Here is a 23,513-nt window from a genome sequence, read left to right on the forward strand (position 1 = left end):
GAAGAACTGATAAACGGGAGATTGCAGTGAACTTGAAACAGCAACGCGCGCAGGTCTGTACCAGCGCAGTCAGTCTGGCGCTGGCCAGCATGGCGGCACCCGCCGCTTTTGGTCAGGATACCCAGGTGGTGGTGGTGACGGCACAGAGCCGTAGCCAGCAGATTCAGAACGTACCGATTTCCGTCCAGACCATGTCCGGTGCGGCCCTGAAAGATCAGGGCGCCGCCAGCCTGGCTGACATCGACGCGTTTGTGCCCGGCCTCGCCATCGATACGGCACAATCGACCCGCCCTTCCGTGTTCCTGCGCGGCGTAGGCACGGAAGATTTCGGCATCGGTACGGATTCACCTGTGGGCATCTACACGGACGGCGTGTACACGGGCAAGACGGGCGGCTCCATGCTCAACTTCAATGACGTGAAACGCATCGAAGTACTGAAAGGCCCGCAAGGCACGCTATTCGGCCGCAACGCGGCGGCCGGCGCCATTTCCATCGTCACCAACGAACCCGTCAACCGTACCGAAGCGAGCGGACTGGTACGGCTGGGCAGCTACGGCAGCCAGCACGTGGAAGCGTTGGTCAACACGCCGCTCAGCGATGCTGTGGCACTGCGGGTTTCCGCCATCAGCCAGCAGGACCGTGGCTGGGCCTACAACCAGTGGAACGTCAGCCACATGGGCGACTCCGGCGACCGTGGTCTGCGCGCCGCAGTGCGCTGGCAGGGCAACGGCAGCAGCGCCATCCTGGGCTTCGAGCATGAAGTGATGCGTGAAGCGGGACCGGCCGTATTCTCGGTCACTGGCGGCAAGATCAACTTCGGCGCGCCCACTACGTGGACTGATCCGCTCAAGCAGCCGCTGATCAACGATGCCACGCCGAATATGCAGTCGCGTACCTTCGATGGCGTCAATCTGCGCATCGAGCATCCGCTCTCATTTGCCACCCTGAGCAGCACCACGGCCTACCGCCATTTCAATTCGCAAAACTGGCAGGACAACGATGCATCGGCCAATCCGGCCGCCTACCTTGCCACGGGCAATGTGGAAAGCAACGCGACATGGCAGCAGGAATTCAAGCTCAGTGGCCAGAGCGGCGCGCTGGACTGGGTCAGCGGCATCAGCGCTTTCCGCGAACGCGCCACTGAAACGGAAAGCGTGGATGCCACCACCACCTCGCTCGACACCATCATCAAGGCCGCTTCCGGTCTGGCACCGTATGCCACCCTGACCCAGCTGGCACAAGGCGTGGGCAAGGCCACCGGCAACAGCACGCTGCAAGGCTTCAGCCTGATGGGCCAGCCATGGCGCGAGGCCGTGATCGACCGTGGCGATTACCGCGCCTACGCCATCTACGGCGACGTGATCTGGCACGCCACGCCCAGCACCAATCTGACGCTGGGCGGGCGCTACACGCATGACCAGAAGTCCTTTAGCTGGTACAACCCCGTGCGTACGGCCGCAACGCTTGATGCGCAACTGGCCGCGCTCAAGCAGCTAAACTTCTTCAACACGCTGGTAGCACTCAAGCAGCTCACGGCACAGCAGGCCGCCCTGCTGCAAAAAGTCACCAGCAGCAATGTGGAATTCAACAACCCCGGTTCGACCAGCGCGCCCTACGCTTCTTCGCGCAGCTGGAACAACTTCAGTCCGCGCGTGGTGCTCGATCACCACCTGAACGCCGACACCATGCTGTTCGCTTCATGGAGCAAAGGCTATCAGGCGGGCGGCTTCGATGCAGTGGGCGTCAACGGCCACTACGACGAAGAACTGGTAACCAATCTGGAACTGGGTATCAAGGGTCAGCTCAAGGCCATCGGCCTGACCTACGGCGCTTCCGTATTCCGCTACAAATTCACCAACCTGCAAAGCCTGACGCTGGTGCCAGCCAGCGCTACGAGCGGCATCCCCAGCTATCAGGTGGTGAATAGCGACCAGAAGGCCACCGGCATCGATCTGGAAGCGCAGTGGAAAATCGACCGCATCTGGCGCCTGACCGGTTCGCTCGAATACCTCGACCAGACCTACGACCACTACCTCGCGCCCACCGGCGTCACGCTGGACGGCCAGCCCGCAGGCGCGCCCTTCCTCAGCGCCGCAGCAGGCGTTGCGGCACGCTGGCCGGTACTCAGCGGCAAAGCCGATTTCAGCCTGCAGTACGGCTACATGGGCAACAAGCGCTGCAACGACGACACCCGCAAACTGGGCACCTGCCTGTTCAGCAATGATGTAGGCGCCGGCAAGCCGCGTGAAAAAATCGATCTGCGACTGGGCTGGACGGCCGCTTCCGGTCACTGGGGCGTAGCGCTGATTGCCAACAACCTGAGTAACAAGCAATATGTCTCCATCAGTACGCTGGGCGCTGCGACGGGCTCGCCCTATGCCTACGTCAGCAAGCCGCGCGTAGTCGCGCTGGAACTGCGTGGCGATCTGTAAGCTCGGGGAGATATAGCAATGCAAAAAACCACACTACTGGGCAAGGCAGGCAAGGCGCTGTCCGTAGGCGTACTGCTGCTGGGCGGCAGCCTGCTGGTCAACACGCTGCGCCTGCCGGCGCTGCCGGCCAGCGACGGCAAAGCACCTGCGGCGCCGGCCGATCTGACCGAAGCCGTGGCACGGCTGGCTACCGCCATCCGTATGCCCACCGTCTCGCACGGGCCGGAGGCGGGCGCCATCGCCAACCCCTTCCCGGCTTTCCACCAGCTACTGGCCAGCAGCTTCCCGCTCACTCATGCGCGCCTGACGCGCGAAGTGATCAGCGAAGCCAGCCTGCTGTACACCTGGCAGGGCAGCGATGCCAGCCTGCCGCCGCTGCTGCTGACAGCGCACATGGATACCGTGCCGGTAGAACCGGGCACGGAGGGCAAGTGGCAGCACGCGCCGTTCAGTGGTGATATCGCGGATGGCTATGTGTGGGGCCGCGGCACCATGGATATGAAGCACGGCGTAATGGCCACGCTGGAAGGCGTGGAGCACTTGCTGGCGCAAGGCTACCAGCCGCGCCGTACCATCCTGATCGCGTTCGGCCACGACGAAGAAATCGGCGGCGTGCAGGGTGCGGCCAAGATCGCCGCGCTGCTCGAGCAGCGCCGCATCAAGCCGTGGTTCTCGCTCGATGAAGGGCTGGTCATCATCGATGGCTTTATTGCTGGTGCCCAGCGCCCGATCGCGCAGATCGGGCTGGCGGAGAAAGGTATGCTCAGTTTGGCCCTGACGGCCAAGGCCGATGGCGGCCATTCTTCCATGCCGCCGGCAATGACGGCAGTGGGACGGGTCAGCCGTGCCGTGGCCAAGCTGCAGGCGCAGCCCATGCCGGCCACGCTGGCCGGCCCCGGTGGCGCCGGCATCCGCGCCATGGCGCCGGCACTGCCGCTGGCCAGCCGCGTGGTGATCGCCAATAGCTGGCTGCTGGAACCACTGCTGCTGCGCCAGCTCGAAGGTGCACCGGCCACCAATGCGCTGATCCGAACCACCACGGCGCCCACCATGATCAGCGGCGGCGTGAAGGAGAACGTGCTGCCGTCCGAGGCGCGCGCGATTGTCAACTTCCGGCTGGCACCGGGCGACACGCCCGCCAGCGTGCTGGCCCATGCGCGTGGTGCGATCGACGATCCGGCCATCGACATCCGCAGTTACGACGGCGAAGGCGTCGCTGCCAGCGCCGTGGCCGACCAGAGCTCGCCCGGCTTCCGCCTGATTGCGGAAGCTGCGCGCAAGGTGGAACCGGCGGCGGTGGTGACACCGGGGCTGGTGGTGGGCGCGACGGATAGCCGCTACTACGGCCGCATCAGCGGTGCGGCCTTCCGCTTCCTGCCGGTGCACTACACACCGCAGGATGTGCCACGCGTGCACGGCACGGACGAGCGCATCAGCATTGCCGATTATGGCGGCCTGATCAATTTCTACATCGAGCTGATACGCAGCAGCACCGGCGCACCTTAAGTAGCGTGCCCGCGTGCGCGACGCGGCGCCAACCTCTTAGCCCAGACGCTACACCCCGTACTGTCTGGGCGGACGGCTGCGTCGTCAGCCGCCCGTGCTTGGCCCCAGCTACGCGCGGATACCTGCGAGCCGGTGATTGAAAATACAATATGTTGATTTTGATATTTCACTCAGCGCGGTTTCGATGCACAATCATATTTCCCCAAGGAAATTGTTACTTCGGAATTGAAAGCTTGAGCCCGACTGCTACTGCCCCGCGCACGTCCCTGCCGCTGTATCGCCGCGGCTTGAGCTATCTTGCTGCCAGCCTGATCGCGCTGCATCTCGCCCCCAGCCGGGCCGAAGACAGCCCTATGCTGGTACGCATGGAACGCGCAGGCGAAACGGATAATCCCGTCATTACCTACCGCAAGGAGCTGCTTGAAAAAGCCCTGCAGGCAGCCGGCAAGCCTTACACCATCAAGAGCTGCGATTTTCCTGCCAGCGTAAGCAGCGACGCACGCGTGCGCTACGGTGTGAACATGCAGCCTTATTGCGATGTGATTGCGACCTCGGCCGGCGGCAGAGCCAGCCGGGAACTGGCGCTAGTGCCTATGCCGCTCTATCTTGGTGGCAACGGTTACCGCGTCTTCATGGCCAGCCAGCAAGGGCTGGCCAAGGTAGGCAAAGTGCGTAGCCTGCAGCAACTGGGCCAGCTTGCCATCGGCAGCGGCAACGACTGGCCCGACAGCGACATCATGGCCGACGCCGCGTTACAGGTGGTCAGGGACGATACTGCCCTACTGTTCGAGTTGCTGGCACAAAAGCGTTTCGATCTGCTCACGCGCGCCATCTACGAAGTGGGCAGCGAATTCCGCCAGATCGGTCTGGAAGATGGCATCCTGCTCGAGTCCAAGCTGATGCTGCACTATCCCAACGATCTGTTCTTCTATGTCGCGCCCCAGCGCAAGGAACTGCAACAGGCGCTCAGCACAGGCATGAAGATTCTCTACTGCAACGGTGAACTCGATCGTCACCTGCGCGAACATGTATCCACCCGCAATATGCGCGCTATTATCCGGCCAGAGCAGCGCAAACTCTTCGAACTGCCTAACCGCCATCTGAATCAGCAAGAAGCGCGTGCATTGCAGACCTACACGCCCGCCACACCTGTGCAGGGCAACACCCGTTCCTCCGCGCGCCAGCCGGCGCCACATGCCTGCAACGGCATCCAGCACTAGACTCATACGGCCCTTTCGCGCCGTTTTTCCGCATTCTGCTCCCTGTTTTTTGCAGTTCGTCACATGCCGATGGAAGCGCCGCAGGTGCTTGTTTATAGTTCACTCATCGCAAGACAAAACGTAGTTCAACCCACCACCAAGGAGCTGAAAATGAACATCGCAAAAAACATGGAAGCCATCTTCCTCGCCGCACTCGTGATCGCTGGTGCTACCTCGTTCGCCACTGCCGCCGTACCTGAACAAGTCGTCGCGGCCAAAGCAGACACCGCCACCATGCAAGTGGTACACGTAACGGCCAAACGTCTGAGCGCTGCAGAAAAAGCTGCCATCTAAGCCGCCTACCATCACCACCACGACGGAGCATAAGATGAAAAAAATTCTGCAGGCCGCCATGCTGGCCACTCTGATCGGCAGCGGCGCACACGTAGCGCAAGCGGCCGACGTCAGCAGCGAGAACCGCAGCGTCGATGCACGGACCGTCAACGTTGATCTCGATGGCGTGATCAACCTGAAACTCAAACAAGGACCAGTCGCGTCGCTGACTCTATACGGAGAGGCTGACGCGCTGAAAAAAGTGACGGTGGAGCAAAGCGGTGACACGCTGCGCATCGGCACAGTAAAACAGCGCAGCATCAGTTTCGGTCATAACCGCGAGCTGCGCGCCGAGTTGACGCTGCCGAATCTGCGTCAACTCACTTCCGGCGGCGTGGGTGCCGCCGAAGTCAGAGGCTTTAGCGGCGACAGCCTGCGGCTCGCACTGGAAGGTGCGGGCGCCGTCAACGTCAACTCGCAGTACCGCAACGTCAACGTGCGGCTCGGTGGCGTCGGCAGCATGAACGTCAATGCAGGCAACAGCGACAACGTGGAGCTCGATCTGCACGGTGCCGGGCATATCGAAATGAGCGGCCAGACCCGGCTACTGCATGTGAGCCTGGGCGGCGTGGGTGGACTCGATGCGCAGAAGCTGCGCGCTGATACCGTCGATGTCAATCTGACGGGTCTGGGCAGCGCTTCCGTGTATGCCAAAAATAGCGCGGCCATGAGATTAACGGGACTGGGCTCGGCCACCGTGTATGGCAACCCGGCCCAGCGTAGCGCCACGACCAAAGGTATGGGCAGTATCAGCTGGCAGTAGACCGCTGATCGTAAGGAATGCGGTAGTCCGCAGCAGTAAACACATGGGTGTGTTTTTCACCGTCCGCCTGGTTTCCCCCAAGCGGACGGTTTTTTTATTTGCCCAGCATGGCAGGCAGCATGTGATACACCTGTATCCCCGCTGGTCCGATCAGCACCAGCATCAGTGTGGGGAAGATACAGAACACCAGCGGGAACAACAGCTTCAGCGCGATCTTGGCCGCCGCTTCCTCCGCGATCACACTGCGTTTGGCACGCAGATTTTCCGAATGCACGCGCAGCGACTCGCCCATGCTGGTGCCGAAGCGTTCGGACTGGATCAGCATGGCCACCAGCGTATCCACATCTTCCACTCCGCTACGCAAGGCCAGATTGCGCAAGGCTTTCTCTTTGCTGAAGCCGGCCCGCATTTCCATCAGCACCAGTTGCAGCTCCTGCGCCAGCGCCGCGCTCTTGATATGGATTTCGCCAGCCACCTTGGCCAGCGCCCGTTCCAGACTCAGGCCCGCTTCCACGCAGACGGTCAGCAGATCCAGCGCATCGGGAAAATTCTCGAAGATGTCGCGGCAGCGATGCGCAGCGCGCCGCGCCAGCACTACATTCGGCAGGTAGTAGCCGAACGCCGCACCGGCCAGCAGCAGCGGAAACAGGCCACGCGAAAGCTGTAGCTGCCATAGCGTTGCCGCGGCCAGCATCAGCAAGGCCGGTAGCACCAGTGCCAGCACGGTCTTGGTGGCGAAATACAGCGAAGGCGCCGAGGCGCCGCGCCAGCCCGCATTCATGAAGCGGGTGCGCAGCGGCGAACGATCCCAGCCATCTTCCGGCAGGGACAGACGTGACAACGGCTGCGCCACCTGGGCGACGCGCTCCACCCAGGCCTGCGGGTTCTGCGGCGACGGCGCCTGTGCTGCCAGCAGGCCTAAGCGTGTGCGCAGGGCGGCGGACGAAAACAGCAGCAAAGCCAGCAAGGCGATGCCGGCTACCACCAGAAACACGATTAGTAGAAAAACGATATGGCCAGTCTGCATGACGTCTCCTAGACACGGATGCGGATCAGCTTGCGCATCCACAGCACGCCGACAGCCGCCATGCCCAGCGCATACCAGGTCAGGCGTATGCCTATGGGATCCGTCCACAGCACACGCACGTAGACAGGATTGGTGACCATCATCAGCAACAGCGTTCCGAGCGGCAGCAGGCACAGTATCCACGCCGACATGCGCCCTTCGGCCGACATCACCCTGACCTGCGCCAGCAGGCGCAATCGCGCGCGGATCAAACGGCTGATACTGCCCAGCACTTCGGCCAGATTGCCGCCTGACTCACGCTGGATCAGCACAGCGATGACCAGATAGCGCAAGTCCGTCAGCGGCACCCGCAGCGCCAGATTGTGCAGGGCTTCGTTCATGGGCACACCATAGTTGATTTCCTCGTAGGCGAATTTGAATTCGCCCGCGATGGGCTCGGGCATTTCCTCGCCCACCATCTGCATCACATTGGCAAACGAATGGCCGGCACACAGGGCGCGGGCAAAGAAGTCTGCCACTTCCGGCAACTGCTCTTCCAGCTTGATCAGGCGGGCCTGACGCCGCTGCCATATCAGCAGCAACGGCAAACATGGCAGGCCCAGCCACAGGCCAGCACGCAGCAGCCAGGGCAGTTGCAGCAGCAAAGATGCAGCCGTACCGGCCAGCAGCAAGGCCAGCATGCTGCCCAGCGTCTGCGCTACCGACCATGGCACACCGGCCTGCAGCAGCAAGCGGTCCAGCAAAGCCGGCGTGCGGTAACGCCGCAGCAGTTGCTCGAGCAGCGCATGGCGGCTGTAGCTGCGCTGCTTGAGGATGTCGATGCGTTCGCCGTGGCGCTCGCCGTGCGCTGCCATCAGGCGCAAGCGCTTGCTGATGCGGCGCGCTGCGCTGCCATGCGCCGCCGACCACCAGATCCACAACGCTTCGAGCAGCAGGATCAGCGCAGCAAACAGCAGGACGAAAAAACCGGCCAGCAGGGCACTCATGACGCTACTCGAAGATGCGGTCAGGATCGAACACGCTGTCGGCTACGGCAGCACCGAACATGCGCAGGCGATCGGCAAAACGGGGCCGCACGCCAGTGGCGGAAAAGCGGCCCTGCACCTTGCCGTCGGCCGCCACGCCGCGCTGTTCGTAGCGGAAGATTTCGTGCATGGCGATCACGTCGCCCTCCATGCCGGTGATCTCCTGCAGGCTGACCAGCTTGCGCGTGCCATCGGTCAGGCGCGAGACCTGCATCACCACCGTCACGGCAGAGCAGATCTGCTGGCGGGTTGCGCGCGGCGTCAGGTTCAGGCCCGTCATGCCCACCATGTTTTCCAGCCGCGCCAGCGCATCGCGCGGTGTATTCGAGTGGATGGTGGCCAGCGAACCTTCATGCCCCGTATTCATGGCCTGCAGCATGTCGAGCGCCTCCGGTCCGCGCACCTCGCCGAGGATGATGCGATCCGGCCGCATACGCAAGGCGTTGCGCACCAGCGAGCGCTGATTCACTTCGCCCTTGCCTTCGATATTCGGCGGACGGGTTTCCAGCCGCACCACATGGGGCTGACGCATTTGCAGTTCGGCCGCATCCTCGATGGTGACAATGCGCTCGGCGGCCGGAATGAAGCCGGACAGTACATTGAGCATGGTGGTCTTGCCGCTGCCGGTGCCGCCCGAGATCAGGATATTCACCTTGGCCTGCCCGAGTGCCTGCAGCACTTCCATCATGGGCGGCGTCAGGCTGCGGTAATCAAGCAGATTCTGCACCGTCAGCGGCTGCACGGCAAAGCGGCGGATCGACAGGATAGGGCCATCGATGGCCAGCGGCGGAATGATGGCATTCACGCGCGAGCCGTCGGGCAGGCGCGCATCCACCATGGGGCTGGATTCGTCTACCCGCCGGCCCACCCGCGAGACGATTTTTTCGATGATCTTCATCAGGTGGGCGTTATCGTTGAAAGTGACATCGGTCAGCTCCAGCCGGCCGCCACGTTCCACATACACCCGGCTGCAGGTGTTGACCAGAATATCGGACACGCCGGGATCGGCCAGCAGCGGTTCGAGCGGGCCGAAGCCCAGCATCTCGTGCTGGATATCGAGCACCAGACTATGCCGCTCGTGCTGGTTCAGTACGATGCGCTCGTCTTCAATGATGCGCTGGACCAGCAGCGCCAGCTCGTGCTTGAACTGTTCCGGCGTGAGGCGCTTCAGGCGTTCCAGATCGATGCGATCGAGTATGGTCTGATGCATACTCTTCTTCAGTTCCTGATAGGCGGCAGCGGCCAGTGCCGGCGCATCCTGCGCCGGCTGGCGCGCCTCCTCCGTCACGCTCAGGCGTTCACGCAAGCTCATACTTCCTCCCTCAAGGTAGCGCTACGGTGGCGATGCCTATTCCGCCTCGTGACGGCCGAACAGGCGGTCAAACAGGCCTTTGCTTTCCGGCGCACGGCGCGCCGTCACCAGCTCTACCAGTTCACCCAGACTGCGCGCCACCGCACTGCTGCGCGAAAGCTGCAGCACCGGTATGCCCTGGTTGACGGAGTCGGTGGCGGACAGATAATCATTGGGCACGGTGTGCATCACGTCGGCGCCCAGCGCCTGTTCCAGATCGGTCAGGCGCAGCTTGCCGCCCTTCTCGTAGCGGTTGACGATCAGGCGTATGCGTTCGGCCGCATAGCCGAGCGAGCGGAAAATATCGAGCAGGCGGCGGCCATCGCGGATATCGGGCAATGCCAGCTGCAGCACGGGATGGATGGCGTCGGCCTGATCGAGCGCGCGCAGCGAAATGGCATCGATCTGGCGGCCCACATCGAGCACGATGTAGTCGTAATACTGGCGTGCCACGCGCAGTATGGTGTCCATATGCTCGGGCTTCATGTCCACTGTATGCTGGGGATCGTCGGCCGCAGCCAGCACGCCGAAGTTGGAGGCCACGTGCACCAAACAGGATTCCAGAAACGCCCCGTCCATGCGGCTGATCTGGGCGCAGATATCGGACAGCGTCATGGCCGGTTTCTGGTCCGAGACATACAGCGTGGCATCGCCGAACTGGCCATGCAGATCGATCAGCAGCACTTTTTTATCAGCCAGCGCGGCCAGCGCATAAGCGAAGTTAGTGGATAAAAACGTCGCTCCGCTACCGCCCTTGCAGGAGATGAAGGCCAGCACCTTGCCGCTGCGTAGCTGGCCACAGCCTGCGGCCAGCTCGATGCGCCCGAGCGCTTCATGAAACGCGCCATGCACCAGCGGCAGTTGCAGCACTTCGCGGATGCCGGCACGCATGGCGCGGATCAGCAGCTCGGGCGGCGGCTCGCGTGTCAGCAGCAGCACGCTGGTGGCCGGATACAGCTTGCACAGGCGTTCCACCAGCTCTGCTTCGCTGGCAGTAACGGCACTCGCATCGATGATGGCCAGTTCCGGCAGCTCTGCCAGTGGCCGCTCTACCGCTTCGCGCAAACCCTGCCGCGTGGCCACCAGCTGCAGGCCCGGCATGCGCGCCGACCCTTGCGCCGCCACTTCCGCATGGAGCAGACTATCTGCGCTGACCATCAGTGCTTTCATCGCCTATCCTCACTTGTTATTGGCACTCTGGCCGGACGCCGGCGGGGCCGCATCAGCCCCGGCTTTCTGATAGCGCTCGTAAGCGGCTCTGGCCTTGCGCCCGTCCATGCCGGCGGCCGTATCACTGCTGGCCGCCGCGGGATAGGCCACCTGCAGGGCCAGCGTGGCCCGTGCGCGGCTGCCGAAATGCTGATCCCAATCCGGTGTACTGGTCGAGAGCTGGGTGCTGCAGCCGCAGCACAGGGTTGCCAGCAGCAGTGCTGGTACGGGGAGAGAAAAGACAGCCATGGCAGTTATCCATTCAGCGCGGTGGATTGTCGGGGGCCGGCAGCGGCGCGGGTGCAGTGGCCGGCGCCGCTTCCAGCCGGCCCTGCAGGTTGAGCTGCACGCGGTCAGGCGCTTGCAGTCCGTCGGTCGGCAGGGCGTAACTGGCGGGCAGGGGCTTGACCAGATGCGGGGTCACGACAAACAGCAATTCGGTGCGATCCTGCTGGAAGTCGGTGCTGCGGAACAGCGCGCCGAGCACAGGCAGATCGCCCAGCACCGGCAGGCCACGCAGGCCGCTGCTCTGGCTGTCGCGTATCAGGCCGCCGATGGCAAAGCTCTGGCCATCGTACAGCTCCACCGTGGTGGCAGCGCGGCGCGTCGTAATCAATGGCAGCAGCGCATTGCCGCTGATGCCGTTGGCGGAGATGCCTATGCCCTCGCGCGACAGCTCCGACACTTCCGGTGCCACGCGCAGATTGATGCGCCCGCCGGCCAGCACGGTAGGCGTAAAGCGCAGCCCCACGCCGAACTCTTTTTCTTCCAGCGTCACCTTGTTGTTGTCCTGCCCGACGGGGATGAAAATCTTGCCGCCGGCCAGAAAGCTGCCTTCCTGTCCGCTCAGCGCCATCACCGTGGGTTCGGCCAGTATGCGTACCAGACCATCCTGCTTTTCTGCCGCCAGCGCCACATGGTTGCCGGCCGCGCCGCCTATGCGCAGCAGTCCGCGCAAGGTCCCGCTCAGAAAACTGGACGACAGGGCCGAACTCCAGCTGCCACCACCAAAGTTCAGCGTGCTGCCTGTTTCCAGCTTGTCCAGCAGGGATTTGGAGACTTCGGCGATTTTCACTTCCAGCATCACCTGCTGGGGCGCACGCACGGACAGCAGGTTGATGATGGCAGCACCGGCGGGCGCCGCAGCCGTCGCCACTGCACGGCTACTGCCGCCGCCTGGGCTCAGGCTGTTACTGCTGGCCGCCGCTGTGGCGGTGGGCTTGCTGCCATCGGGTGCCGGCGGCTGGCGCCGCGCGAAAGCGGTCGCCACTTCCATCACCCGCTCCACCGTAGGCGCATCATCCACCGTGCCGCTGATGACCAGCGTATCGCCCGCAGCGCTGACCCGCAGTTCCTTCTGCTCGGGCAGCAGCGTCGCCAGCGCATTCTGCACGGCGCCCGCATCCAGCCCCACCACCACTTCGATCAGCGTACACAGGCCGCTGCGCCCCTGCACCATCATATTGCTGCTGCCTATCTCCAGCCCCACCACATACAGCGCATCCGGCGCCACCAGCTTGGCATGCAGCACGGCCGGATTGCCGACACTGCGCGCTTCGACGGTTTCCGGCATCTGCATCAGTTTGGCCTTGCCCAGCGCCAGATTCAGGCTGACAGGCGCCGCCACCTGACCATTGCAGTGCAGGCGCGCCTCTGCCTTGCCGGCAGCATGCGCCGCTCCGGCCCCCACAGCCAGCACCAGCACAGCAAGATAGGGCAGTAGCTTCATGGCAGCCTCACAGACATTCCTGCACCTGCTGCGTGCCTGCGATCACGCCTATGCAGTGGCGCCGGGGCTGAACCGGAACCGCTGTCGCCCGTGCCTGCGGCACTGGATCGGCCTGCACCGGTGGCGCCTCGATATGCAGCAAGGTGTTTCTGGTCGCACCCGTGGTGACACCGGGCAGCGGATCGACCTGATTGCGCAGCACCAGCGACAGGCTGCCTACGCTGCGCGCCAGATCGATGCTCTCGGCCTGGGCCGGTGTGACTTCCAGCGTCACGGCATTCACCACCTTGGGACGGGTTTCATCACGCCCCACTTCCTGCGCCACGGCCAGCACCAGTATGCGTTCCAGCACGATGCGCGAGATGGCATGCTCGCTGCCGCTGGCACTGGCCTGCATATTCACCAGAATGTCGACGAAGTTGCCCGGCAAGGCAAAGCCGGCCACCCCTACCACATCATTCACCCGCACCGTGATGGCGCGCTTGCCCGTCGAAATCAGCGCCGACAGGCCGCCCGTGGTACCGGCCGGCGCCAGCTTGGCTAGACTCAGTGGTTCATCGCGCAGCACGCTGGTGCGCAGCACCCGGCCGACCAGCGCAGCGCTATCGTGCACGGCGCCGTACGGCATGCTCTCTGCGGGCCAGTCCAGCGTCTTGAGCAGCTCCGGCGTGAGGCGCTGGCCCAGACTGATATCGCTGGCCGCCACGATGATGTGGTTGGCGGCAGCCGGTGCAGGCCGCAGCAGCCAGCGCGCCGCCAGCAGCACTGCAGCGAGCCCGAATAGCAGGGCCAGCGCCAGCATGATCAGGGCGCGCCGCTTGTTCATATGGCACGCTGACTAACCGGCGCTGCGCCCGCCGTCGCCGGCAAGGCCGGATCGGCCGCGAACATGCTGATCCACGCCTGATCGAGCGTAGCCACAGTGACGCGTGGCGCTTCGCCGAGAAAGCCGGCAAAGTCGCGGATGCGGCCGACGATTTCGGCCGGATAGCAGGCCAGCAAAGGCAAACCGCTGCCGCCGTGCAGTTGTTCGATCAGATAGCGCAGCGCCACGTCATCGAACACCACGCCGCTATGCACGCAACGGTGACGGAACAGCGTGCGGTAGCTGGCAGCATCGAGCGCATCGATGCCTATCTTGTAACTGAGCCGGCGCAGCGCGGAAGCATCGAACAGGCTGGCCGGCTGCATGCTGGTGACGAACACCAGTTGCAATCGGCAGGCCACCGCCACCGCGCTGGCTGCGCCCATACTCAAGCTGCTGCGCCCCAGTTCCTGCGCCAGGGTCAGGCGGTTCAGCAGATCGCTGGCCGGCATGTGCTGGCGGCCCAGATCATCCACAATCAGCAAGCCATTATTCGCCTGTAGCTGGGGCGGTGCGCGATAGCAACCGGCCTGAGTATCGGCCTGCAGTTCCAGCTGCGCGCTGGTGAGCTCCGCATCCAGCGTCAGCACAGGACGCTGGCACAGCACCCAGCGCGGATCGCAGCTACGCCGCTCGCCCAGCTGGCGCAGCTGGTAGGGCTGGGGTGCACGGTGCAGCATGGCGTCATACACCTGCACGATATCGCTGCCGATCAGCAGCGCATGGGGCACGGCCACCACCCCCTGTAGCAGGCTGCCGAGACGGCGCGCCAGCGTGGATTTTCCGCTACCGGAAGGCCCGTGCAGCAACACCGTGCGCCCCGCATACAGGGCCGCGCCCAGCATGCGCTGCTGGGCCGTGGCGAGAAACACGTCGCCCAGTTCGTGGGCCAGATCTTCCGCGCTGAGCGACAGCATCTGCGCAGCCTGACGTTCCACCAGCGCCGCATAGGCAGCCAGCGGCACGGGCGCCGGCCCCACATAGGCGCAGCGTTCCAGCCATGCGGTGGCGCGCTGGCGACCGGTGGCCGTGAGCTGGTACTGCACGTCGAGGTCGGAATCGCCGCGCCACGCCACTTCCAGCACATGTTCGGCCACCAGCAAATCCAGCACTTCGCGCAGCACATTCAGCGACAGGTGCATACGGGTACTCAGCTGGGACAGCGGAGTTTTGCCGGATTGCAGTATCGCTTTGGCGATCAGCTCGGCAATCAGGGCGGCCGGCAAGCCCGCTTCGCGCACGGAGCGTGGCGCCGCCGGCCACAGTTCGGCCAGCGCCAGCGCTGGATCGGACGCGGTTTCAGTAGCAGCAGACGTAGCCAGCGCAGTCATGGTGCACTCTCCGTGTGATTAGGAAACTTAGTCTAGCGAGCCCTGCCTTGTAGACATTGACGCGGAGCAAAGCCGCGTTGCCCGCAGTGCTAGCGCTACAACACTGACGCCACAACACCAGCGCTATGCCAGCAGCACCGTGCTGGCCGTGGCCAGCGCAATCGCCACGCCATACGGTATGCCGCCCACGCTGGCCACTGCCGGCAAGGGCACGGCCTGCATGGGTACGCCAAGACAGCGCCAGCACACTGGCGCACACAGCGTCCACACATTGCGCCAGGCCTGACGCCAGCGCCCCGTCCACAGCAGCATGACCAGCGCCAGCATGCCGCCAAACAGCGTGGCCAGCGCCGCCACCTTGAGCGTGGCCAGCGGCCCCAGAAATGCGCCCACCATGGCCAGCAGCTTCACATCGCCAGCCGCCATGCCGCGCAACAGATACAACGGTAGAAAAAGAAAAAGGCCGGTGACAGCACCGGCCAGCCACTGCTGGGCGACTGCGCCGTGATGCCCGGCCAGACTGTGCAGGATCAGCGCCAGCAGCAGGCCGCTCAGGATCAGCACATTGGGAATTTTGCGTAGTGTCAAATCCGTCAACGCGGCTTGCGCCACCAGACAGACCAGTATCATTTCTAACGCTGTGAGCATGATCAATTCTCCCTGACTGGCTCTCCGGCCCGACTGCTGCCGGAGAGTGGTTTAGGCCTGATGGGCTTAGGTATGGATCTTGCTGGCGATATCGGTGAAAGCGTTGGTCAGTGCCGGCCCCAGCAGCCCGAACACGGTGGCCACCAGGCCTACCATGGTGGCGGCAATCAGACCGTATTCGATGGCGGTAATGCCGTCGTCATCGTGGGCAAAAGCTTTTACTGCGGTGATCAGTGCTTGCATGATGTGCTCCCGAGAGTAGTGTAGGAAAACCCCTGATGCAGCGGGCCGGCGGTGCCGTTTTTTCCCTGTGCTGCAGCATTGGATCCACTATACAAAAGCTGCCGTAGGGCAAGTTGACGTGACGCAAGTTTTCCGTACGGAATCCTTTTTCGCTACTGATGAAATTTATTCACCTATGCACCCGAACAGTGCTGGCTTATGTCAAACTGCGCCGTGATCAGCATGGTTATGCTGCTGGGCAGAGCTGTTGTCGGAAAAAAGTTGCACTCGTTTAGAAGAGATGTTTTTTTTCACACACATGAATTGCTTTGATTACAAAAAGCCATTATCCTGCCTAGCTGTTCTTTGGAAAGGCTCCCCGTTGCTGCTTCACTGTGCGCCTGACTATCAAAGATATGGACTTGATAGGCGCGAAGCTAGCCTGGCTCAACACAAGGTTGTGTGATTACTCTCCAAAGAAGACGATGGATTCCCTACTGAAACACATGGTGGACATGACTGGCCACCGCGATCACACGATGCTCGACATTTCGGTGATCTCGGCGGTGCAGGAGCTGGCCAATGCCAGCCAGACCCGCGTGCTCTCGCTGGTCACCATCCGTGGCAAGACCTTTGTGCGTCCGCGCGCCAGCATACGCGCCGGCGAAGTCGCGCACATGGTCGAGAACAACGATCCGCACCAGCCGGGTGAACCACTGGCAAATCTGGCGCCGCTGGCCCACTGCATCAGCCACCACGAAGCGAGTGCCGACATCGCCAACGACGTGGGCGGCCATACGCTGTGGCTGCCGATCTGGATGGGCGACAAATGCGATACCTGTCTGGAAATCATCAACCCCACGCCCTACACCAGCGATACCATCCACGTGATAGGCGGCATCGTCAGCGTGTACCGCAATTTCCAGAATCTGCTCGATTACAGCGAACGGGATTCGCTCACGGGCCTGCTCAACCGCAAGACTTTCGACGACCAACTGGCCAAGATGCTGGCTTCCAGCACGGACAGCCATTCCGTCGCCGTGCTCGGCGAACCGGAACGGCGCAGCCAGCGCGATCAGGAAAAGCAGTGGCTGGCCGTGGTCGACGTCGACCACTTCAAGCTGGTCAACGACCGTTTCGGCCACCTGTATGGCGACGAAGTACTGATTCTGATCGCCAACCTGCTGACCTCCTCGTTCCGCAGCCAGGACCGCGTGTTCCGCTTCGGCGGCGAAGAATTCGTCGTGCTGCTGCGTTCCACCACGCTGGAAAACGCCAAGAAAATCATCGAGCGCTTCCGCATGAGCGTGGCCGCGCATGATTTCCCCCAAGTGGGCAAGGTGACGGTCAGTGTGGGCTTTGTCAGCATCAGCGCGCTCGATGCGCCCGTGATGATCCTCGGCCATGCCGACCAGGCGCTGTACTACGCCAAAAGCCATGGCCGCAACATGGCCTGCCATTACGACGAGCTGGTGCAGGAAGGCTTGCTACAGGCCGTCGCTTCCAACGATACGGCGGAATTCTTCTAAAAAAAACAGCCTCGGACGAGGCTGTTTTTGATTCGGCAGGACGCTTCAGTTCAGGCTCAGGAAGCGCATCGGGTCCACATTCCACTTGCTCGGCGATTCGTGGCCGACGATCTTGTCGCCGCCGCCGAAGCCGAGCCCGCGCGACAGGTCCACGGTTTCCGGTTTGATGTACAGGTTCTGCTTGGTATTGAAGAACACATTGACCTTGGGCGCCAGCAGATTGGTTTCATGCGGTTCCACCACCACGCCCAGACGCCCCGATTCCAGCATGACCATGGTACCGACGGGGTAGATTCCCACGCAGCGCATGAATTCCTGAGCGTACTGCGGATTGAAGTGGAATTTACTCCACTCGTAAATCTTGCGCAGCGCAGCCGCTGCCGACATGCCCTTGTGATAGCAGCGGTCCGCCGTAATCGCATCGTACACATCGACAATGGCCGCCATCTGGGCCAGCTCGCTGATGCCGTCGCCGCCGAGTTTTTCCGGATAGCCGCTGCCATCGCGCCGCTCGTGGTGGTGCAGCGTGATGTCGAGCGGGATGGGACCGATTTCCGGCGACTTCAGCAGAATGTCGTAGCCATCTTTCGGATGGCGCTTGATGATGGCAAATTCTTCGTCCGTCAGCGGGCCCGGCTTGTTAAGGATTTTGTCCGGCACCAGCGCCTTGCCCGTATCATGCAACAAACCGCCCAGACCGGCCTGATGGGTACGCTCCGCTTCGAAGTTGCGCGAGCGGCAGAACGCCACCAGCAAGGTACAGACGCTGACCGAATGCAGGAAGGTGTAATCGTCTTTGGTCTTAATCCGCAGCAAACCCACCAGTGCACCCGGATTGCGCAGAATGGATTCAGTGATATTCTCCACCACCGGCGACACCTGATCGAGTTCCACCGCCTTGCCCAGACGTGCATCCTGCATCACGGTGCGCACCAGCGTCGAAGCCTGATGGCGGATCTGTACAGCACGCTGCATTTCTTCGCCGAGCGACACGCGGGTGACGATGGGAGATTTCGTGGCAATTTCGACAATTTCACGCTCGGTGGCAGCCTGTGCCTCGGCCAGCGTGGGCGCGTCCTGAACGTCCAGGCCTTTGTCGTTGTCAATGACAACGTCGTGGATACCGGCGTTGATAATCTTGCGGATTTCATCTTCGCTGCTCAGCAGAAAGCGGTTACGCACAAACGGATGGGTCATCCAGTCGCAACTCAGGTCATGTATGTACATGCCTACTTTAAGTTGGGAAGAATCGACTTTCTTTAACATGCGGAACCTGCTGAGAGTGGGGCGTAGTCTGCCGGACGGGACGATTTGAGTATAACAAATAGTTGCCTGTCGGGACTAAATTTCCAGATGCTATCATCTGTTTGTACCCTGGGAGACACTATTATCATGGAACTTCGTCAGCTTCGTTACTTTGTTGCCATTGTTGACCACGGCTCTTTGTCCAAGGCAGCCGTGGTTTTGCATATTGCGCAACCGGCGCTGACCCAGCAATTGCGCCAGCTCGAAGACGAGCTCGGCGTGCAGTTGCTGCACCGTAGCGCGCAAGGCGTGCTGAGCACCGATGCAGGCAAGGTTTTCTATGAGCACGCGCAAGCCATCCTCAAACAGGTGGCCGACGCTCGCTCGGCTGTCACCCAGTGCAGCGAGCGTCCGAGCGGGGTGGTCACGCTGGGCCTGCCGCACAGTATTTCCGGCGCGCTCGCCCTGCCCCTGCTGACGGCGGCACGGGCCCAGTATCCTGAAATCACCCTGCAACTGACCGAAGAAATCACGGGCAATCTGAGCGAGCAGCTCAAGTCCGGCCGCATCAATCTGGCCGTGCTGTTCGATGATGGCCAGCTCGGCGGCTTTGCCAGCACGGCGCTAGTGGAAGAAGAACTACGCTTTATCTGTGCCAGTCCGGCACAGGAAGGCAACGCGGATGACGATAGTGAGCAGTCACTAACACTGGCCGAGGCGGTGCAGCACACACTGATCCTGCCTAGCCCCCTGCAAGGCGTGCGCCCGCGCATCGATAGCGTAGCCCATCAGACTGGCCTGAGCCTGCAGCACGTTATCGAGATCAATTCCATCGCCATCCTCAAATCCGCCATCCTGGCCCATCTGGGTGCCACCATCCTGCCGGCCGCCCCAGTGCTGGACGAGCTGAAACGAGGCAGCATGCGCTCGCGCCGGATCGAACAACCGACCATTTCGCGCACCGTGGTGCTGTGCGCCTCGCGCAATATCCCGCTCACCAATGCGGCGGAAGCCATCCGCAAACTGGTGCAGCAAGTAAGCCAGCAACTGTGCGCCGAACAGCTGTGGCCGGGCGCGCGCATGCTGCCATAAGTTTTACTTATACCACCATCGTCAAACGCTATTTCCGTATACGTCAACTAGCGCCCATACTCCGCGCCAGAGTGGATAGTCGCGTCGTACTGCATGTCTGCAGTTCTGACCTAAACTGATCCCAGCGCCGCTAACCATGCGGCTCATGGCCTGTTCCCGGCGTGCCTACCCGGCACCACCCAGAACAGGCGCGATTCTGATACCAAACCGGAGACACGCCATGCCCGATACCACGGCAAACGGCCCAGCAACGTCGCACGACGGCGCCGCCAGCACCCCTAACCCTTCCACGCCTTCCCGCCTCACCACAGTCAGCCTCGACGACAAATATACGGCCACCAGTGGCGATATTTTCCTGTCCGGCATACAGGCACTGGTGCGCCTGCCGATGATGCAGCGTGTGCGCGATCAGGCCGCCGGCCTGAACACGGCCGGCTTCATTTCCGGCTACCGCGGTTCGCCGCTGGGTGGCCTCGATGAAAACCTGTGGAAGGCCAAAGGCCATCTGGAAGCCCACCACGTGCAGTTCGTACCGGGCGTGAACGAGGATCTGGCCGCCACCGCCGTATGGGGTTCGCAGCAGGTCGATCTAATCGGCGAAGCCAAGTACGACGGCGTGTTCGCCATGTGGTACGGCAAAGGCCCCGGTGTAGACCGCTGCGGCGACGTGTTCAAGCACATGAACCATGCCGGTACCTCGGCCAAGGGCGGCGTGCTGCTGGTGGCCGGCGACGACCACGGTGCCTATTCGTCTACGCTGCCGCACCAGTCGGACCACCTGTTCTCGGCTTCCATGATCCCGGTGCTGTACCCATGCAATGTGCAGGAATATCTGGATCTGGGCATCCACGGCTGGGCCATGTCGCGCTTCTCCGGCTGTACCGTGGCCTTCAAGGCACTGGCCGATACGGTGGAATCGTCCGCTTCGGTGGATGCCAACCCGTTCCGCGTCGACGTGAAAATCCCGCAGGACTTCGTCATGCCCGAGGGTGGCCTGAACGCCCGCCTGTCCAGCATTCCGCTCGGTCAACAGGCGCGCAATCAGGAAGCCCTGATGCAGGACTACAAAATCTACGCGGCGCTGGCCTATGCGCGCGAGAACAAGCTCAATCACACCACCATCACCAGCCCGAACGCCAAGCTGGGCATCATCGCCTCCGGCAAATCCTATCTGGACGTGCTGGAAGCGCTGGAAGAACTGGGCATCGATGAAAAACTGGCGGCCGAACTGGGCCTGCGCCTGTTCAAGGTCGCCATGCCATGGCCGCTGGAACCGGACAGCGTGCGCGAGTTCGCACAAGGTCTGGACGAAATTCTGGTGGTGGAAGAAAAACGCCAGATCGTCGAATACCAGCTCAAGGAACAGCTGTACAACTGGCGCGACGACGTGCGTCCGCGCGTGATCGGCAAATTCGATGAAAAAGGCGAATGGGTGGCACCGCGCGGCGAATGGCTGCTCACCTCCAAGGCCGACTTCTCCGTGTCGCAAGTGGCACGCGTGATCGCCAGCCGCGTCTCGCGCCTGATCAGCGATCCCGTCACCTGCGACCACATCAAAGCCCGTCTGAGCTTCCTCGATGCCAAGGATGCGGTACTGAAGAAGGCCATCAACACGCCATTCCGTCCTGCCTTCTACTGCTCCGGCTGCCCGCACAATACTTCGACCAAAGTACCGGAAGGCAGTCTGGCGCTGGCCGGTATCGGCTGCCACGTGATGGCCACCTCGATCTACCCCGAGTTCAACAAGCTGACTACCCACATGGGCGGCGAAGGCGCGCCGTGGATAGGTCAGGCTGCGTTTTCCAAGATCCCGCACGTATTCCAGAATCTGGGCGATGGCACGTACTTCCACTCCGGTTATCTGGCGATCCGCGCTGCGGTAGCGGCTAAGGTCAACATCACCTACAAGATTCTGTACAACGACGCCGTCGCCATGACAGGCGGCCAGCCGGTCGATGGCACCACCTCGGTGCCGATGATCGCCCAGCAGATGGCGGCCGAAGGCGTGAAGCGGATTGCGCTGGTCACGGAAGACCTGAGCCGCTACACCGACCGCAGCGCCCTGCCGAGCATCGTCAGCCTGCACGACCGCAAGGATATGGATGCGGTGCAGCGCGAGCTGCGCGAAATCGGCGGCACTTCGGTGCTGATCTACGACCAGACCTGCGCGGCCGAGAAACGCCGTCGTCGCAAAAAAGGCGAATTCCCCGACCCTGCCAAACGCATGGTCATCAACGAAGCCGTGTGCGAAGGCTGCGGCGATTGCGGCATCCAGTCCAACTGCGTTTCCATCCTACCTAAAGAAACGGAATTCGGCCGCAAGCGCACCATCGACCAGTCGTCCTGCAACAAGGACTACTCGTGCGTGAAAGGCTTCTGCCCGAGCTTCGTCACGGTGGAAGGCGGCAGCCTGAAAAAATCCAAAGCCGGCGTCAGCAAGGACAATAGCGACGACGGTTTCGGCGCATTGCCGGAACCGGCCCTGCCGAACTGCGACCAGCCCTACAACATCCTGATCAACGGTATCGGTGGCACCGGCGTGATCACTGTCGGTGCGCTGATGGGCATGGCCGCTCACCTCGAAGGCAAAGGCGCTTCCGTGCTGGACATGACGGGTATGTCGCAGAAAAACGGCTCGGTGACGTCGCACGTAAAAATCGCCCGCAGCCCTGCGCACCTGCGCGCCCAGCGTATCGCTACCGGCGAAGCCGACGTGATCCTCGGCTGCGACATGCTGACGGCCGGTGCTGCCGACGCAGTCTCGAAAATGCGTCCGGGCCGCACGCTGGCCGTGGTCAATCTGCACCAGCAGCCACCGGGCACCTTTGCCCAGAAGCCGGACTGGCAGTATCCGGTGGAAGAGGTGCGCGCGCTGATCGAGGAATCGGTCGGTGCCGGCGCTGCGGACTTCATCGACGCCACCAAACTGGCTACCGCGCTGATGGGCGATTCGATCGCCGCCAACCTGTTCATGCTCGGTTACGCATGGCAGAAAGGCCGCATCCCGCTGGCCGAAGCCTCGCTGCTGCGCGCGATTGAACTGAATGGCGTGGGCATCGCTTCCAACAAGAAGAGCTTCCTGTGGGGCCGCCGTGCCGCCGTCGATCTGGCCAAGGTACAGCGCGTGGCCGCACCGGCCCAGCCGGTGCTGATGCAGATGCCGCAAAGTCTGGACACCATCATCAGCAAGCGAGTGGAATTCCTCACCGCCTACCAGAACGCGGCCTACGCTGCCAGCTACCAGCAACTGGTAGAGCAGGTGCGCGCGCGCGAAAGCACTCTGGGTCTGGGCAACAAGCTGTCGACCGCTGTCGCCAAGTACGCCTTCAAGCTGATGGCCTACAAGGATGAATACGAAGTGGCACGCCTGTACACGGATGGCCGCTTTGTCGAACAGCTGCAGCAGCAGTTCGAAGGCAATTTCTCGCTCAAGTTCAATCTGGCGCCGCCGCTGTTCGCCAAGAAGGATGCCAAAGGCCACTTGGTCAAGGCGGAATTCGGCTCGTGGATGTGGCAGGCCATGAAGCTGATGGCCAAACTCAAAGGCTTGCGCGGCGGTGCTTTCGACCTGTTCGGCCATACTGCGGAACGCAAAATGGAACGTGCGCTGATCGTGGAATACCGCGAACTGGTGCAGCACCTGCTGGCCGCGCTGTCGCCGGAAAACCACGCGCAAGCGGTGGAACTGGCCAGCCTGCCCGAAAAAGTACGCGGTTTCGGCCACGTCAAAGAGCAGGCTGTGGCTACCTTCCGTAGCGAAAAAGCGCGCCTGCTGGGTCAATTCGGCCTGCAACGCGCCGCTTAATGCAGCTAAATAACTGATAAACACCGTATAGGGGCCGGATTTCACCATCCGGCCCGGTGCTTTGTGCTTGCCGGTCATCACAATTGACGTTTACGTAAAGGGAAACGTAAACGGCATATAATGGCCAAACGACGCAGATCGC

19 protein-coding genes are annotated in these 23,513 nt (G+C 62.3%); 8 read left to right on the plus strand and 11 right to left on the minus strand.

Features of this window, described 5'->3' with window-relative positions:
• Window positions 1-32: 32 nt before the first annotated feature.
• The 5 genes from GM655_RS14830 (at window position 33) to GM655_RS14850 (ending at window position 6,293) form a co-directional block, all read left to right on the plus strand.
• Window positions 33-2,432: a TonB-dependent receptor gene (locus GM655_RS14830; RefSeq protein ID WP_155435462.1), complete on the plus strand. Its 2,400-nt coding sequence runs from the start codon at window positions 33-35 to the stop codon at window positions 2,430-2,432.
• A gap of 18 nt (window positions 2,433-2,450) precedes the next feature.
• Entirely contained in the window at window positions 2,451-3,938 is a 1,488-nt protein-coding gene (locus GM655_RS14835; RefSeq protein ID WP_155435463.1) for a M20 family peptidase, read from the plus strand.
• Between the two features lie 233 nt (window positions 3,939-4,171).
• Entirely contained in the window at window positions 4,172-5,158 is a 987-nt protein-coding gene (locus GM655_RS14840) for a hypothetical protein (protein WP_155435464.1), read from the plus strand.
• A gap of 150 nt (window positions 5,159-5,308) precedes the next feature.
• Window positions 5,309-5,491: a hypothetical protein gene (locus tag GM655_RS14845; protein ID WP_155435465.1), complete on the plus strand. Its 183-nt coding sequence runs from the start codon at window positions 5,309-5,311 to the stop codon at window positions 5,489-5,491.
• Window positions 5,492-5,525: 34 nt separating this feature from the next.
• Entirely contained in the window at window positions 5,526-6,293 is a 768-nt protein-coding gene (locus tag GM655_RS14850; protein ID WP_155435466.1) for a GIN domain-containing protein, read from the plus strand.
• A 94-nt stretch (window positions 6,294-6,387) separates the two neighbouring features.
• Here GM655_RS14850 and GM655_RS14855 read toward each other — a convergent pair whose 3' ends face one another.
• From GM655_RS14855 to GM655_RS14900, 10 genes are all read right to left on the minus strand, one after another.
• Window positions 6,388-7,320, minus strand: coding sequence for a type II secretion system F family protein (locus GM655_RS14855; protein WP_155435467.1), 933 nt, complete (start codon window positions 7,318-7,320; stop codon window positions 6,388-6,390).
• 8 nt (window positions 7,321-7,328) lie between these two features.
• Window positions 7,329-8,306 (minus strand): type II secretion system F family protein, encoded by a 978-nt coding sequence (locus tag GM655_RS14860; protein ID WP_155435468.1) that lies wholly within the window; start codon window positions 8,304-8,306, stop codon window positions 7,329-7,331.
• A gap of 4 nt (window positions 8,307-8,310) precedes the next feature.
• Complete coding sequence (locus tag GM655_RS22760; RefSeq protein WP_196308778.1) at window positions 8,311-9,657, minus strand: TadA family conjugal transfer-associated ATPase; 1,347 nt, start codon at window positions 9,655-9,657, stop codon at window positions 8,311-8,313.
• A 36-nt stretch (window positions 9,658-9,693) separates the two neighbouring features.
• A complete protein-coding gene (locus GM655_RS14870; RefSeq protein WP_155435470.1) occupies window positions 9,694-10,866 on the minus strand; it encodes a CpaE/TadZ family protein in 1,173 nt (390 codons plus the stop codon).
• Between the two features lie 9 nt (window positions 10,867-10,875).
• Complete coding sequence (locus tag GM655_RS14875; RefSeq protein ID WP_155435471.1) at window positions 10,876-11,154, minus strand: hypothetical protein; 279 nt, start codon at window positions 11,152-11,154, stop codon at window positions 10,876-10,878.
• A gap of 13 nt (window positions 11,155-11,167) precedes the next feature.
• The gene (locus tag GM655_RS14880) at window positions 11,168-12,634 is read right to left on the minus strand and encodes a type II and III secretion system protein family protein (RefSeq protein WP_155435472.1); all 1,467 of its coding nucleotides are present in this window, start codon (window positions 12,632-12,634) and stop codon (window positions 11,168-11,170) included.
• A 7-nt stretch (window positions 12,635-12,641) separates the two neighbouring features.
• Complete coding sequence (gene cpaB, locus GM655_RS14885; protein ID WP_155435473.1) at window positions 12,642-13,460, minus strand: Flp pilus assembly protein CpaB; 819 nt, start codon at window positions 13,458-13,460, stop codon at window positions 12,642-12,644.
• On the minus strand, window positions 13,457-14,830 hold the full coding sequence (locus GM655_RS14890) for a DUF8689 domain-containing protein (RefSeq protein ID WP_155435474.1): 1,374 nt from the start codon (window positions 14,828-14,830) through the stop codon (window positions 13,457-13,459). Before GM655_RS14890 ends, cpaB begins: the two co-directional genes overlap by 4 nt.
• Window positions 14,831-14,953: 123 nt before the next feature.
• Window positions 14,954-15,478 carry an A24 family peptidase gene (locus GM655_RS14895; RefSeq protein ID WP_155435475.1) on the minus strand — a complete coding sequence of 175 codons (525 nt, stop codon included), beginning with the start codon at window positions 15,476-15,478 and terminating at the stop codon, window positions 14,954-14,956.
• Window positions 15,479-15,544: 66 nt separating this feature from the next.
• Window positions 15,545-15,721 carry a Flp family type IVb pilin gene (locus GM655_RS14900; protein WP_155435476.1) on the minus strand — a complete coding sequence of 59 codons (177 nt, stop codon included), beginning with the start codon at window positions 15,719-15,721 and terminating at the stop codon, window positions 15,545-15,547.
• A 464-nt stretch (window positions 15,722-16,185) separates the two neighbouring features.
• On the opposite strand from GM655_RS14900, the gene GM655_RS14905 reads away from it, so the two are divergent.
• The gene (locus tag GM655_RS14905; RefSeq protein ID WP_155435477.1) at window positions 16,186-17,229 is read left to right on the plus strand and encodes a GGDEF domain-containing protein; all 1,044 of its coding nucleotides are present in this window, start codon (window positions 16,186-16,188) and stop codon (window positions 17,227-17,229) included.
• A 45-nt stretch (window positions 17,230-17,274) separates the two neighbouring features.
• Here GM655_RS14905 and GM655_RS14910 read toward each other — a convergent pair whose 3' ends face one another.
• Window positions 17,275-18,495, minus strand: coding sequence for an HD-GYP domain-containing protein (locus GM655_RS14910; RefSeq protein ID WP_155435478.1), 1,221 nt, complete (start codon window positions 18,493-18,495; stop codon window positions 17,275-17,277).
• 126 nt (window positions 18,496-18,621) lie between these two features.
• On the opposite strand from GM655_RS14910, the gene GM655_RS14915 reads away from it, so the two are divergent.
• Window positions 18,622-19,566: a LysR substrate-binding domain-containing protein gene (locus tag GM655_RS14915; RefSeq protein WP_155435479.1), complete on the plus strand. Its 945-nt coding sequence runs from the start codon at window positions 18,622-18,624 to the stop codon at window positions 19,564-19,566.
• Window positions 19,567-19,786: 220 nt separating this feature from the next.
• A complete protein-coding gene (locus GM655_RS14920; protein ID WP_155435480.1) occupies window positions 19,787-23,371 on the plus strand; it encodes an indolepyruvate ferredoxin oxidoreductase family protein in 3,585 nt (1,194 codons plus the stop codon).
• The last annotated feature ends 142 nt before the right edge of the window (window positions 23,372-23,513 follow it).

It is taken from the genome of Pseudoduganella danionis, from assembly GCF_009720775.1.
Classification (GTDB): domain Bacteria; phylum Pseudomonadota; class Gammaproteobacteria; order Burkholderiales; family Burkholderiaceae_D; genus Rugamonas; species Rugamonas danionis.